This window comes from Sphingomonas guangdongensis (genome assembly GCF_900199185.1).
GTDB classification, from domain to species: Bacteria; Pseudomonadota; Alphaproteobacteria; order Sphingomonadales; family Sphingomonadaceae; genus Sphingomonas; species Sphingomonas guangdongensis.
In genome coordinates, this window is sequence record NZ_OBMI01000003.1 from 208,430 (window position 1) to 220,835 (window position 12,406).

A 12,406-nucleotide genomic window follows, 5' to 3' on the forward strand; every position below is an offset into this window, starting at 1 on the left:
GCCGCATGCCGCAGCAATTCGACAAGTCGCGCCTGCCGAGCCGCCACGTCTCCGTCGGCCCGGAGCGCGCACCGCACCGCAGCTACTATTACGCCATGGGGCTAACGGAGGAGGAGATCGCGCGCCCCTTCGTGGCGCTCGCCTCCGCCGGCAACGACAGCGCGCCGTGCAACACCACGCTCGATGCACAGGCCGACGCGGCACGGGCCGGGGTGGAGGCGGGCGGGGGCATGCCGCGCCGCTTCAACACCATCACCGTCACCGACGGCATCGCGATGGGTCACCAAGGCATGAAGTCGTCGCTGGTCAGCCGGGAAGTCATCGCCGACTCGATCGAGCTGTCGGTGCGCGGCCACTGCTACGATGCGCTGGTCGGGTTCGCGGGCTGCGACAAGTCGCTGCCGGGCATGATGATGGCGATGCTGCGGCTTAACGTGCCGTCGATCTTCGTCTACGGCGGCTCGATCCTCCCCGGCCGGTTCGAGGGCCGCGACGTAACGGTCAAGGACGTGTTCGAGGTGGTCGGACGCTACGCCGCCGGCGCCTGCCCGATCGAGGAGGTCCACGCGCTCGAACGCGCCGCCTGTCCGGGGCACGGCGCGTGCGGCGGGCAGTACACCGCCAACACCATGGCCTGCGTCGGCGAGGCGATCGGGCTGTCCTTGCCGAACAGCAACATGGTGCCGGCCCCTTATACGTCCCGCGAGCAGATCGCCCACGCCGCTGGCGCGCAGGTGATGGACCTGCTCGCGCGCAACCTCCGCCCGCGCGATATCTGCACGCGCGAGGCGTTCGAGAATGCGGCCCGCATCGTCGCCGCGACCGGCGGCTCGACCAACGGCGCGCTTCATCTGCCCGCGATGGCGCATGAGGCGGGGATCGCGTTCACGCTCCACGACGTGGCGGAGACGTTCAAGTCCACGCCCTATTGCGCCGACCTTCAGCCCGGCGGGCGCTACGTGGCGCGCGACATGTACGAGGCCGGCGGCGTCTACATGCTGATGAAGACGCTGCTCGCCGAGGGATTGCTCCACGGCGACTGCCTGACCGTCACCGGCCGCACCTTGGGCGAGAACATCGACGAAGTGACCTGGAACCCGGACCAGAAGGTCATCTACGACGCGCGCGCACCGATCACCGCAACCGGCGGGGTCGTCGGCCTTCGGGGTACGCTCGCGCCCGATGGCGCGATCGTGAAGGTCGCCGGGTTGCACAGCCTGCAGTTCGAGGGGCCGGCGCGCGTCTTCGACTGCGAGGAGGACACCTTTGCCGCGGTCGAGGCGCGGACCATTGCCGAGGGCTCGGTGATCGTGATCCGCTACGAGGGGCCGAAGGGCGGGCCGGGCATGCGCGAGATGCTATCGACCACCGCCGCGCTCTATGGGCAGGGGATGGGGGAGAGCGTTGCGCTGATCACTGACGGCCGCTTCTCGGGCGCGACCCGCGGCTTCTGCATCGGCCATGTCGGGCCGGAGGCGGCGGACGGCGGACCGATCGCGCTGGTCGAGGACGGCGACCCGATCCGGATCGATGCGGAGGCGGGAACGATCGACCTGCTGGTCGACGCCGCCGTGCTCGCGGAGCGCCGCGCCCGCTGGCAGCCGCGCCGCAACGATTACCAATCGGGCGCGCTGTGGCGGTACGCGCAGAATGTCGGGCCTGCCTGGGCAGGCGCGGTGACCCATCCCGGCGGCGCGTCCGAGACACACGTTTATGCGGATATCTAGCGCACTGCTCCTGCTGATCGCACTTGTCGGCTGCGACGGCGCGCCGGAGGACAGCGGCTTTCCCGGGACCAACGCCGCGGCGCCCGCGCCCGAACGGATCGCGTGTGCGCGCGGCGAGGGCCCGCTCGCCGAGCAGTGCCTGGTCGAGCGGTCGCCGGCACCGGGTGGCGGCGAGCTGCTGGTCATTCACCACGGCGACGGCGGGTTCCGGCGCCTGCGCCAGGCCGGCGCGACGGTGGAGTCGCTCGATGGCGCGGTCGCACCAACAGTTGAGATGCGTGACAGCGGCCTGGACGTGCAAGTCGGGCAGGATCGCTACCGGCTGCCGACCGCGCGATGAGCCGATTGCCGGCGGGTGCGCCGATCGTCACCGCGGCGCAGATGCGCGCGGCGGAGGAGGCGGTGTTCGCCGGCGGCGCGACACCGCTCGCGCTGATGGAGCGTGCCGGCGTCGCAGTCGCGAGGCAGGTGGCGCGGCTCGCGGCCGGTCGCCCAATCCTGGTACTGGCGGGGACGGGCGGCAACGGCGGCGACGGCTATGCCGCCGCGCGGCTGCTGCGCGAGGCGGGGTGTGACGTCCGCGTTGCGTCGCTCGGCCCGCCTACCCATCCGGCGGCGATGACGATGGCGGCGCGCTGGACCGGGCCGACCTGGCCGCTGGCGAGCGCGGCGTCTGCGCCGGTGGTCGTCGATGCGCTGCTTGGGATTGGTGCCGCGCGGCCCTTCGCGGCCGAGCCGGCCGCCGCGCTCGACCGGCTGCTCGCCCTGGCCGACCTGCGGATTGCGGTCGACCTGCCGAGCGGGCGCGACCCGGGCACGGGCGAGGGCGGCATCCAAGCCGACGTGACGATCGCGCTCGGCGCGCTGAAGCCCGCGCATGTGCTCGGCGACGACCGTGCTGGCCACGTGCTGCTCGCTGACCTGAGCATCCCGCTCGCGAGCGACTGGTCCACGCTGTCGCGGCCGACGCTCCGCCCGCCGCGTCGGGAGGCGACCAAGTTCACCCGCGGCAAGCTGGTGGTGGTCGGCGGCGCGATGGCGGGGGCGGGTGTGCTCGCCGCGAGTGCGGCGCTGCACGGCGGCGCCGGCTACGTCATCCTCGCCGAACCCGAGCGGCGTGACGGTGCACCTCATGCGCTGGTCCGCCGCCACGTGGCCGATGCGAGCGCGCTCGCCACGCTGCTCGCCGATGACGGAATCGGGGCGGTGCTGGTCGGGCCGGGGCTGGGGCGGGACGAGGCGGCACAGGCCCAACTGGCGGTGGTCCTCGCGTCGCCCCACGACCTGGTCATCGATGGCGACGCGCTGACCTTGCTCGGCCGTGAGGTGGGCGCACGGATCGGCACGGATCGCCGTCGCGTGTTCCTGACGCCCCACGGCGGCGAATTTTCGCGAATGTTCACGGGCCATGGCAGCAAGATCGCAGCGACCGCCGGCGCCGCCGCCGCGAGCGGCGCGACGGTGATCCACAAGGGTCCGGCGACGGTCATCGCCGACCCGAGCGGCCGGGTGCAGGTCGCCGCCGATGCGTCGTCGTGGCTGGCGAGTGCCGGGACGGGCGACGTGCTCGCCGGGCTGGTCGCCGCGCGGCTGGCGGCCGGGGACGAGCACCCGGCGGAAACGGCCGTGTGGCTGCACGGCCGCGCCGCGGCAAGGGTCGGGGCCGGGCTGATCGCCGATGCGATGATCCCGGCGCTCTCACCGCTGCTCGATCGGCCGAGCACGTGAGCGAAGTCGTCCGGATCGCCGCGCGCGGCGACGGGGTCACCGCCGACGGGCGGCACGTGGCGCTCGCCGCGCCGGGCGACATGCTCCGCGACGATGGCACGCTGCAGCCCGGCCCGCATCACCGCACGGCGCCCTGCCGGCACTTTCCGGCCTGTGGCGGTTGTCAGCTGCAACAGCTCGATGGTCCAAGCTATGCCGGGTTCGTCCGCGACCGGGTGGTGGGGGCGCTCGCCGCCCAGCAGCTCGTCACCGACGTGCGCGATGCGATCGTCTCACCGCCGCGGACGCGTCGCCGCGCGACGCTCCACGCCGAGCGGCAGGGGCGGCATGTTCGGCTGGGCTTCGCTGAGCAGGGCAGCCACCGGCTGATCGACCTCGCCGAGTGTCACGTGCTGCTGCCGGAGCTGTTCGCGCTGGTCGCGCCGCTCCGCACGCTGCTCGCCGCGGTACTGCCGGAGAGGTCCCGCGCCGACGTCCATCTCGCCCGCGCCGACGGCGGCATCGACGTGCTGCTCCGCGGCAGCGTGATCGATGGATTAGCCGCAGCGGAAGCGATCACCGGCTTTGCCGAGCGACAGCGCCTCGCCCGCTTTGCCGTAGACGAGGGGCTCGGCGCGGAGGTGCGCTGGGAGCCGCAGCCCGCGACGATCACGCTCGGTGGCGTGCCCGTGCCGCTACCCCCAGGCGCGTTTCTCCAGGCGACCGCGGATGGCGAAGCGGCGCTGATCGCGGCGGTGCGGGAGGCGATCGGCTCTGCGCGAACGACGGCGGACCTGTTCGCCGGGCTCGGCACCTTTGCGCTCGCGCTGCCCGGCCGCGTCTATGCGGCGGAGGGCGCGCGCGACTCGGTGCTCGCACTTTCAGGGGTCGGGCGTGCCCGCGGGGTGTTCGCGGAGCACCGTGACCTGTTCCGCCGCCCGCTGGTGCCGGCCGAGCTCGACCGTTTCGAAGCGGTGGTGCTCGATCCGCCCCGCGCCGGGGCGCGCGAACAGGTGCTCCAGCTAGCCGGATCTAAGGTGTCGCGCATTGCTTACGTCTCCTGCAATCCCAGCAGCTTCGCGCGCGATGCTGCGGTGCTGTGCGAGGGTGGCTACCAGCTCGACTGGGTGCAGCCGGTCGGCCAGTTCACCTGGTCGACCCATGTCGAGCTCGCCGCCGCCTTCAGTCGGCCGGGTAGTCCGCGCTGAGAAAGTAGAGGCCGTCGGGCGGCGCGTTGAGCCCCAGTGCCGCGCGGTCGCGGGCGGCGAGCGCGGCGCCCATGTCGTCGGGCGACCAGCGGCCCTGACCGACCAGCGCGAGGCATCCGACCATCGAGCGGACCTGGTGATGGAGGAAGGAGCGGGCGGAGGCGTAGACGTCCACGCCCTCCGCGGTCGGCACCACGTCGAGCCGGTCGAGCGTGCGGAGCGGACTGTCGGCCTGGCAGTGCGCCGAACGAAAGGTCGTGAAATCGTGCCGGCCGACCAGCCGCTCGGCGCCCGCGGCCATCGCGGGCCTGTCGAGCGGAGTCGTCAGCCGCCACGCGAGACCCTGCTGCCAGGTGAGCGGCGCCCGGCGCACGACGATGCGGTAGCGGTAATGTCGCGCGACGCAGGAGAAGCGCGCGTGCCAGTCGTCCGGCACCTCGCGAGCGGCGAGTACCGCCACCGGATCGGGCCGAAGCCGCGCGTTCAGCGCTTCGCTCAGCCGAAAGGCGGTGATCGGCTTGGCGATATCGAGGTGCGCGACCATGCCGCGCGCGTGCACCCCCGCGTCCGTACGGCCGGCGGCGTGGACCGTCACCGTCTCCCCCGTGACCTCCAGCGCCGCCCGCTCCAGCGCCGCCTGCACGCTCGGCCCGTGATCCTGCCGCTGCCAGCCCATGAACGGCCGGCCGTCATATTCGATCGTCAGCGCGAAGCGGGTCACGCGAGGTGGGTGCCCGCCGTAACAGGGAAGCCGCGAAGCAACTCGGCCGTGACTACCATCCCGCGGCCGGCGCGCTGGACCGCGACCGGCACCAGGACGCCGTCGCCGCACGCGACCTCCAGCGCATCGCCGATCACGGTGCCTGGCGCGCCGCCGCCCCCTTGGACGGTCGCGGCGAGCAGCTTGATCCGCTCACCGCCGATCTCGAACCAGGCGCCGGGCGCGGGATTGAAGGCGCGGACCTGACGCTCGATCTCCGTGGCGCTGCGGGTCCAGTCGATCCGCGCCTCGGCCTTGTCGATCTTGGCGGCGTAGGTCACGCCGTCGCTCGGCTGCGGAACCGGCGGGTAGCGATCGAGGTCGCCCAGCACCTCTATCATCAGCGTTGCGCCCACGACCGCGAGCTCGGCGGTGAGCTCGCCCGCGGTCTTGCCGTCCACCGTCGTTCGCGCCTCCGCCCGCACGACCCCGGTATCGAGCCCCGCCTCCATCTGCATGATCCCGACGCCCGTTTCCGCATCGCCGGCCAGGATCGCGCGCTGGATCGGTGCCGCGCCGCGCCAGCGGGGCAGGAGCGAGGCGTGGATGTTGAGGCAGCCGTGGACCGGCGCGTCGAGCACCGGCCGCGGCAGGATCAGGCCGTAGGCGGCGACCACCGCCACATCGGCGGCGTGCGCGGCGAACGCCTGCTGCGCCTCTGCGCCGCGCAGGGTCACGGGCGTCAGCACCGGCAGCCCGAGCGCATCGGCGCGGACGTGCACCGGCGTTGGCACCTCAGCCTTCCCTCGCCGGCCGCCCGGCCGCGGAGGCTGGGTATAGACCGCCGCGATCTCGTGCCCCGCGGCGACCAGCGCGTCGAGCGCCGGCACCGCAAAGTCGGGCGTTCCCATGAAGACGATCCGCATGGGGCCGCTCTCGACACGCTGGCGCGCCCGGGCGCAACCCCCTATCTGTTCCCCATGGCTTCCCCGGAGATCGAGGCGCTGTCGGGCGCGTTGGCGCGTCTGCCCGGGCTGGGGCCACGGTCCGCCCGGCGCGCGGTGCTGCACCTGCTCAAGCGGCGCGAGACGTCGCTCGCGACGCTGCTCGGCGCGCTTCAGGCGGTCAATGATCGGCTCTCCACCTGCTCGATCTGCGGCAACGTCGATACGAGCGACCCTTGCGCGGTGTGCGCGGACCCGCGCCGCGACGCGCGCGCGCTGTGCGTGGTGGAGGAGGTCGCGGATCTGTGGGCGCTGGAGCGCTCGCGGCTGTTCCCCGGGCGCTTTCACGTGCTCGGCGGGCGGCTATCGGCGCTGGAGGGGGTCAGACCGGAGGATCTCGCGATCGACGGGCTGATCCGCCGGGTCGCGAACGGCGGCGTCGATGAGGTGGTGCTGGCGATGAACGCGACACTGGAGGGGCAGACCACCGCCCACTACCTCGCCGAGCGGCTGGAGCAGTTCCCCGTGCGGCTCACCCAGCTCGCCCACGGCCTGCCGGTCGGCGGCGAACTCGACTATCTGGACGAGGGCACGCTCGCGCAGGCACTCCGCGCGCGCCGTCCGCTTGCCTGATCCGAGCACAAGGATTAGCTCGACCGGATCATGACCGTGCTGACCATTCTCGAGATACCCGACCCCCGCCTGCGCGCGGTTGCCGCCCCCGTGGAAACCGTTGATGACGCGGTCCGCCAGCTGATCGACGACATGTTTGAGACGATGTACGCCGCCCGCGGCATCGGCCTCGCCGCGACCCAGGTCGGGGTCGAGCGCCGGGTAGTCGTCATCGACCTGCAGGAAGGAGAGGATGACGAGGGCAAACCGATCCGCGATCCGCGCGCCTATGTGAACCCGGAGGTCACCTGGGTGAGCGAGGAGCTGTCGCGCTACAACGAAGGTTGCCTGTCGATCCCTGAGCAGTACGCGGAGGTCGACCGGCCGGCCCGCTGCCGCGTCACCTGGCTCGATCGCGATGGCCAGCCCCACGAGGCGGAGATGGACGGCCTGCTCGCGACCTGCATGCAGCATGAGATCGATCACCTGAACGGCGTGCTGTTCATCGACCACATATCTCGGCTGAAGCGGGACATGCTGGTCAAGAAACTCAACAAGGCGCGCCGTGCGGCCTGACGCAAACCCGCTCAACTTGGCGCGGGCACCGCTTGTCCACGCGGCGCGCGGCAGGTAGGTTCGCCCTCTGTTCTGAGTGGGGCGTGGCATGGATAGCGTGATGTTCGTGGCGATCGTGGTGGCCGTCATCGTCGGTCTGGCGGTCGGCTGGCTGCTCGGCGCGCGCGGGACCGCCACGGCGCGGGCCGAGCGGGACGCGCGCGAGGAGGACTTCAAGCGCGCGATCAGCGATCTGGCGGTCGCCAGTGAGCGCGTCCGCGAGATGCCTGAGCTCCGCCAGGCGCTCGAAGAGACGACGCGCGAGCGTGACGTCGCCCGGCTGGAGGCGGTCGAGCTGCGGACCCGCGCCGCCGCGTTCGAGGCGCGCTTCGCCGAGTTCAAGGCGGACCGCGAGGCGATGGCGGCGCAGTTCCGCGATCTCGGTGCCAAGGTGCTCGACCAGGCGCAGGAGAGCTTCCTCAAGCGCGCCGACGAGCGCTTCGGCCAGGCCGGCAGCGCCAATGCCGAGAAGATCAAGGCGCTGCTGGCGCCGGTCGAGACGACGCTGAAGCGCTACGAGGAAGGACTTCAGAAGGTCGAGCGCGACCGGATCGACAGCTATGCGGGCTTGCGCGAGCAGATCGAGCACGTCCGCGCCGGGCAGGGCCAGGTCCGGGACGAGACCGCCAAGCTCGTCAACGCGCTCCGTACCAGTCCGAAAGCGCGCGGGCGCTGGGGTGAGCAGAGCCTGAAGAACGTGCTGGAGCAGGCCGGGCTATCGCCCTTCGCCGACTTCCAGCGCGAGGTGGTGGTCGGCAGCGACGACGGCACGCTGCGCCCGGACGTCATCGTCCGCCTGCCGGGCGGTCGCCAGCTGGTGATCGACGCGAAATGCTCGCTGAACGCCTTCCTCGACGCGAGCGACGCGATCGAGGAGGACGCGCGCCAGGCGGCGCTGCGGGCGCACTCGGCCTCCGTCCGCAACCACGCCGGAGCGCTGGGTTCCAAGAGCTACTGGGACAAGTTCGGCGACGCGGCCGATTACGTCGTCATGTACATTCCCGGCGAGCATTTCCTGTTCGCCGCGCTGGAGCAGGATCCGCTGCTCTGGGAGTGGGCGATCGAGCGTCGCGTGCTGCTCGCGACGCCCACCAACCTCGTCGCGATCGCGCGCACCGTCGCCAACATCTGGCGGCAGGAGAAGCTGGTCGAGGACATGCAGGCGGTCGATGCGCTCGGCAAGGAGCTGCACGAGCGCCTGGCGGTCGCGGCGACGCATCTCAAGCGGGTGGCGGGCGGGCTCAACACCGCGGTCGACAACTACAACAAGTTCGTCGCGAGCTTCGACGGGCGGGTGATGGTGTCGGCGCGCAAGTTCAAGCAGCTGAACGTCGGCACCGGCGCGCGCGACATCGACGCGCTGGAGACGGTGGATGTCGCGGCGCGGCTGTCATCGGCGGACGTGAGCATGTTGCCGAGTATTCCTGAGAGTGGCGAGGAACGGGCCGAGGCGGCAGAGTAAGACGGTCGGGTCAGTAACTTCGTCACCCCAGCGCAGGCTGGGGTCCATGTCTGTGGCAAAGCTATGCCACGTCAGCTCGATTGACACAGACATGGATGCCAGCCTCCGCTGGCATGACAATCAGCGCTTCAAGGTCAGGCTGGTTTCGCCATCGGACAGCACCAGACCGTCGGTGCCCTGGTGCACGTACAGCTTCTGCCCCAGCGCGCTGATCACGGCGCGCTCGGCCGCCATAGATGCTGGCGGGCACATCATACGCGTCGCCGCGATCGGGGCGGTGGTCAGGATGCCGCGCGCGAGTGTGTAGGAGCCTCGCAGCGTGTTGCAGACCTTGCCGGTGAGCGCGCCGTCCGTGAAGGACAGCGTCGCGGCCACCGTTGGAGCGAGCGCTCGACCGTTCACTTGCGTAATCCGCCACTTACCGCCCTCCAAACCGGCGACTTCCGTCGCGGCACCGCCGCAACCCCTCAGTATCTGCCGGCCGACGCGGACCTGCACCGTTTCCGGGTAGCGGCGGTCGCTCATGCCGTCGCTGCACGGCACGCGGGTGATCTCGACGGTTAGCGCGGCGGTGCGGTAGCGGCGGCCGCCACGGATGGTGACGGCGCGCGGTGTCGTGACGCGCACGTTGCGGCCACCCGCAGGCTGATAGCTGATCTGGTCGCGCGCGATCGTCAGCGACCAGAACGGCTCGGTGCCGACCGCCTTGTAAGGTGGCGGCATTGCGGTAGCAGCGAGGAGGAGCGTCAGGGCAGGCATGGCGGGACTCCGGATCGGATTTGCTGCAGTTGCCAACAGCGGCTGAACCGCGGCTTGCTCAACGCAGTGCCAGTCCCATCGCCACGCAGGCGATCCTGGCGGCGATCGCGGCCGAGCGCCGCCGTGCGTCGTCGCGGTCAGGTACGTGTTCGGCGACGATGATCCCGGCGATCGTCGCCCGCTCAGCAGTCGCGTGGAGCAGGTCGATCACGTCGTCGTAGGAGAGCCCACCTGGCGTCGGCATCGCGACGGCCGGGAACACCGCGGGATCGATCCCGTCGCAGTCGAGCGAGATCACGACGCGCGCGCCGGGTGTCAGCCGCGCGGCCGTGGCCGCGGCACCCTTGCGGCGAAACTCGCGGGCGGTGACGAGCTGGCTGCCCCAGGCACGCGCGTCCTCGATCTGCCAGGCCTTGCCGCTGCCGAGACCGCGCAGGCCCACCTGCACCATGCCGGTCACGTGTGCCATCTCCGACGCGCGACGCATGGTCGAGCCGTAGCCGAGCGGGTTGCCGCGCACCCGGTCGCCCCAGTCGGCATGCGCGTCGATCTGCAGCACCTCGATCTGCCGTTCACCTGCGAAGCCGGCGAGCGCCGGGATCGGCACCGAATCGTCGCCGCCGAGCACCACTGGCATCGCACCTGCCGTGACGATAAGCGCTACCGCCTGCTCGATGGCGAGGCGGTTCTCGGCGGGTGTGTCGACCTTGGTGGGCACATCGCCGACGTCGACGATGCCCCCGGTCGGCATCGTTCCGTCCAGGTCGAAGTCGTGATGGGCAAGCTGGGCCGCGAACCCGATCGATGCGTCACGGATCGCCGCCGGTGCGCGCGCCGCGTGGCTCGGCTGGTCGGCGTACGGAGTCGCCTCGCTCGCGCCGACCACCACCGCGTGCGCGCCGCGCAGGTCATCGAGCCGGGCGGCAGGCGCGCGGATGAAGGTTGGGAAACTCATACACCGCGCCAATGAACGGGCAGGCGTTTGGTTCAGCCGAGCTGCGCCAGTACCTCATACGCCATCACTGCGGTCGCAACCGCGGCGTTGAGGCTGTCGGCCTTGCCGCGCATCGGGATCTTGACGAGCAGGTCGCAGGCGCGGGCGAGCGCGTCGGGCATCCCCTGCGCCTCGTTGCCGGTGAGCAGGAAGATCGGGGCGGCGTAGCGTGCGGCGCGGTAATCCTGATTGGTGTCGAGGCTCAGCCCGACCAGCTGACCCGGGCCGGTGCGCAGCCAGACGAGGAAGTCCGCGGCACTCGCCCGCGCGATGGGGACGGTGAACAGCGCCCCCATGCTCGCGCGCACCGCCTCAACGGAGAAAAAGTCGACCGAGTCGTCGAGGAGGATCAGTCCGCCCGCACCGACCGCGTCGGCGGTGCGCAGGATCGTGCCAAGGTTGCCGGGATCGCGCAGCCGCTCTGCCACCAGCCAGATCGCGGCGGCGCTCCGGTCGAGGTGGTCGAGCGGCGTGACGAACTCTTCGTAGACGCCGAGCACTGCGCCGGGATTATCCTTGCCCGAAAGCTTGGACAGGATGTCGACGGTGGTCAGCACCGCCTCGCCGCCGGCACGCTCCGTCTCGGCAACCAACGCGGTCACGAGCGGGTGCGCGGCCATGTCGCCCGAGAAGAACAGGGTGGCGGGCAGGCGACCGGCCTCGCGTGCTTCCGTCAGGATTCGCAAGCCCTCCGCCAGGAACTGCCCCGCCTCGCGCCGGTGGCGCTTTTCCCGCAGCAGCCGCGTCTGCTTGACGAGCGGGTTGGAGAAGGCGGTGATCTCGCGGGGCATGGGGCGCGCGTAAGAGGCGTGCGAGGGCAGGCGCAAGATTAATCGTCGTTTCGACTCAAGGCCGGGGCGGCGGAGAAGTGTGGTGAGTGGAGGCGCGACACGGCGAGCCGTGTCGTCGGTCGGCGCGAAGCGCCGCCGGCCGTGATCGCTGCCGAGCCGCCAAACTGCCCGGCAGTTTGGCTGCGGCGATCAGTCCTCCCCGAACTTGGCCTCGACCAGCTCGCACAAGGCGGTCACCGCGTCCTCCGCTCCCTCGCCGGTCGCACGGATCACGATCTCGTCGCCCATCGCGGCGCCCAGCATCATCAGTCCCATAATGGAGGTGCCGGTCACGCTCGACCCGTCCTTGCTGACGGTCAGATCGGCACGCTGGGCCGACGCGAGCGTCACGAATTTGGCGGAGGCACGGGCGTGGAGCCCGCGGCGGTTGCAGATCTGGACGGTACGCTCCGCCTCGCTCACGCCGCCGCTTCTCCCAGCACCTCGGACGCGACGGAGATGTACTTGCGCCCGGCGTCGCGCGCAGCGGCGACCGCGTCCACGACCTTCATGGCCCGCCGCGCGCCGCCCAGGCGGATCAGCATCGGCAGGTTGATGCCGGCGATCACCTCGACCCGGCCCGGCTTCATCAGCGAGATGGCCAGATTGGACGGCGTGCCGCCGAACAGGTCGGTCAGCACGATCACGCCGCTGCCATCGTCGACGCGGGCGATGGCGTCGGCGATCTCGCCCCGGCGGCTCTCCATGTCGTCCTCCGGGCCGATGCAGATCGTCTCGATCCGCTCCTGCTTGCCGACGACATGCTCCATCGCGACCACGAACTCCTGCGCCAGCCTGCCGTGCGTCACCAGCACCAGGCCGATCATGCCGTCGTTCTTTCCGGGCTT

14 protein-coding genes are annotated in these 12,406 nt (G+C 71.3%); 7 read left to right on the forward strand and 7 right to left on the reverse strand.

Features of this window, described 5'->3' with window-relative positions; all coding sequences use genetic code 11:
- The first annotated feature begins 5 nt into the window (after positions 1-5).
- Genes ilvD through CRO12_RS12985 form a run of 4 tightly spaced genes read left to right on the forward strand, consistent with a single transcriptional unit; the run spans position 6 to position 4,642 of the window.
- Entirely contained in the window at positions 6-1,727 is a 1,722-nt protein-coding gene (ilvD, locus tag CRO12_RS12970) for a dihydroxy-acid dehydratase (protein ID WP_097064503.1), read from the forward strand.
- Complete coding sequence (locus CRO12_RS12975; RefSeq protein WP_097064504.1) at positions 1,714-2,067, forward strand: hypothetical protein; 354 nt, start codon at positions 1,714-1,716, stop codon at positions 2,065-2,067. The genes ilvD and CRO12_RS12975 overlap by 14 nt, the downstream gene beginning before the upstream one ends.
- Positions 2,064-3,455 carry an NAD(P)H-hydrate epimerase gene (locus CRO12_RS12980; protein WP_097064505.1) on the forward strand — a complete coding sequence of 464 codons (1,392 nt, stop codon included), beginning with the start codon at positions 2,064-2,066 and terminating at the stop codon, positions 3,453-3,455. The genes CRO12_RS12975 and CRO12_RS12980 overlap by 4 nt, the downstream gene beginning before the upstream one ends.
- Positions 3,452-4,642, forward strand: a complete 1,191-nt coding sequence (locus CRO12_RS12985; RefSeq protein ID WP_097064506.1) for a class I SAM-dependent RNA methyltransferase — start codon at positions 3,452-3,454, stop codon at positions 4,640-4,642. Before CRO12_RS12980 ends, CRO12_RS12985 begins: the two co-directional genes overlap by 4 nt.
- Here CRO12_RS12985 and truA read toward each other — a convergent pair.
- Both truA and fmt read right to left on the reverse strand, forming a co-directional pair.
- Positions 4,617-5,363 carry a tRNA pseudouridine(38-40) synthase TruA gene (truA, locus tag CRO12_RS12990; RefSeq protein ID WP_097064507.1) on the reverse strand — a complete coding sequence of 249 codons (747 nt, stop codon included), beginning with the start codon at positions 5,361-5,363 and terminating at the stop codon, positions 4,617-4,619. The genes CRO12_RS12985 and truA overlap by 26 nt on opposite strands.
- The gene (gene fmt / locus CRO12_RS12995) at positions 5,360-6,268 is read right to left on the reverse strand and encodes a methionyl-tRNA formyltransferase (RefSeq protein WP_097064508.1); all 909 of its coding nucleotides are present in this window, start codon (positions 6,266-6,268) and stop codon (positions 5,360-5,362) included. Before fmt ends, truA begins: the two co-directional genes overlap by 4 nt.
- A gap of 54 nt (positions 6,269-6,322) precedes the next feature.
- Here fmt and recR point away from each other — a divergent pair, with 54 nt between their 5' ends.
- The 3 genes from recR (at position 6,323) to CRO12_RS13010 (ending at position 8,975) form a co-directional block, all read left to right on the forward strand.
- Positions 6,323-6,919 (forward strand): recombination mediator RecR, encoded by a 597-nt coding sequence (recR, locus tag CRO12_RS13000; protein ID WP_097064509.1) that lies wholly within the window; start codon positions 6,323-6,325, stop codon positions 6,917-6,919.
- Positions 6,920-6,949: 30 nt separating this feature from the next.
- Positions 6,950-7,474: a peptide deformylase gene (gene def / locus CRO12_RS13005; RefSeq protein WP_097064510.1), complete on the forward strand. Its 525-nt coding sequence runs from the start codon at positions 6,950-6,952 to the stop codon at positions 7,472-7,474.
- Between the two features lie 88 nt (positions 7,475-7,562).
- Positions 7,563-8,975, forward strand: a complete 1,413-nt coding sequence (locus CRO12_RS13010) for a DNA recombination protein RmuC (protein ID WP_097064511.1) — start codon at positions 7,563-7,565, stop codon at positions 8,973-8,975.
- Positions 8,976-9,095: 120 nt separating this feature from the next.
- Here the strand turns inward: CRO12_RS13010 and CRO12_RS13015 are convergent, their stop codons facing one another.
- The 5 genes from CRO12_RS13015 to CRO12_RS13035 all read right to left on the reverse strand — a co-directional run bounded on the left by CRO12_RS13015 (position 9,096) and on the right by CRO12_RS13035 (position 12,385).
- Positions 9,096-9,734 (reverse strand): META domain-containing protein, encoded by a 639-nt coding sequence (locus CRO12_RS13015; RefSeq protein ID WP_097064512.1) that lies wholly within the window; start codon positions 9,732-9,734, stop codon positions 9,096-9,098.
- A 58-nt stretch (positions 9,735-9,792) separates the two neighbouring features.
- Positions 9,793-10,689: an arginase family protein gene (locus CRO12_RS13020; protein WP_097064513.1), complete on the reverse strand. Its 897-nt coding sequence runs from the start codon at positions 10,687-10,689 to the stop codon at positions 9,793-9,795.
- Between the two features lie 32 nt (positions 10,690-10,721).
- Positions 10,722-11,519 (reverse strand): TrmH family RNA methyltransferase, encoded by a 798-nt coding sequence (locus CRO12_RS13025; RefSeq protein WP_097064514.1) that lies wholly within the window; start codon positions 11,517-11,519, stop codon positions 10,722-10,724.
- 189 nt (positions 11,520-11,708) lie between these two features.
- Entirely contained in the window at positions 11,709-11,981 is a 273-nt protein-coding gene (locus tag CRO12_RS13030; RefSeq protein WP_097064515.1) for an HPr family phosphocarrier protein, read from the reverse strand.
- Positions 11,978-12,385 carry a PTS sugar transporter subunit IIA gene (locus tag CRO12_RS13035; RefSeq protein ID WP_097064516.1) on the reverse strand — a complete coding sequence of 136 codons (408 nt, stop codon included), beginning with the start codon at positions 12,383-12,385 and terminating at the stop codon, positions 11,978-11,980. Before CRO12_RS13035 ends, CRO12_RS13030 begins: the two co-directional genes overlap by 4 nt.
- Positions 12,386-12,406: the final 21 nt, after the last annotated feature.

Coding starts and splice junctions, on each gene's coding strand:
- CRO12_RS13010 (WP_097064511.1), top strand. CDS start 7,563: ATGGATAGCGTGATGTTCGTGGCGATCGTGGTGGCCGTCATCGTCGGT.
- CRO12_RS13020 (WP_097064513.1), bottom strand. CDS start 10,689: ATGAGTTTCCCAACCTTCATCCGCGCGCCTGCCGCCCGGCTCGATGAC.
- CRO12_RS12980 (WP_097064505.1), top strand. CDS start 2,064: ATGAGCCGATTGCCGGCGGGTGCGCCGATCGTCACCGCGGCGCAGATG.
- recR (WP_097064509.1), top strand. CDS start 6,323: ATGGCTTCCCCGGAGATCGAGGCGCTGTCGGGCGCGTTGGCGCGTCTG.
- CRO12_RS13015 (WP_097064512.1), bottom strand. CDS start 9,734: ATGCCTGCCCTGACGCTCCTCCTCGCTGCTACCGCAATGCCGCCACCT.
- CRO12_RS13025 (WP_097064514.1), bottom strand. CDS start 11,519: ATGCCCCGCGAGATCACCGCCTTCTCCAACCCGCTCGTCAAGCAGACG.
- CRO12_RS13035 (WP_097064516.1), bottom strand. CDS start 12,385: ATGATCGGCCTGGTGCTGGTGACGCACGGCAGGCTGGCGCAGGAGTTC.
- def (WP_097064510.1), top strand. CDS start 6,950: ATGACCGTGCTGACCATTCTCGAGATACCCGACCCCCGCCTGCGCGCG.
- fmt (WP_097064508.1), bottom strand. CDS start 6,268: ATGCGGATCGTCTTCATGGGAACGCCCGACTTTGCGGTGCCGGCGCTC.
- ilvD (WP_097064503.1), top strand. CDS start 6: ATGCCGCAGCAATTCGACAAGTCGCGCCTGCCGAGCCGCCACGTCTCC.
- CRO12_RS12975 (WP_097064504.1), top strand. CDS start 1,714: ATGCGGATATCTAGCGCACTGCTCCTGCTGATCGCACTTGTCGGCTGC.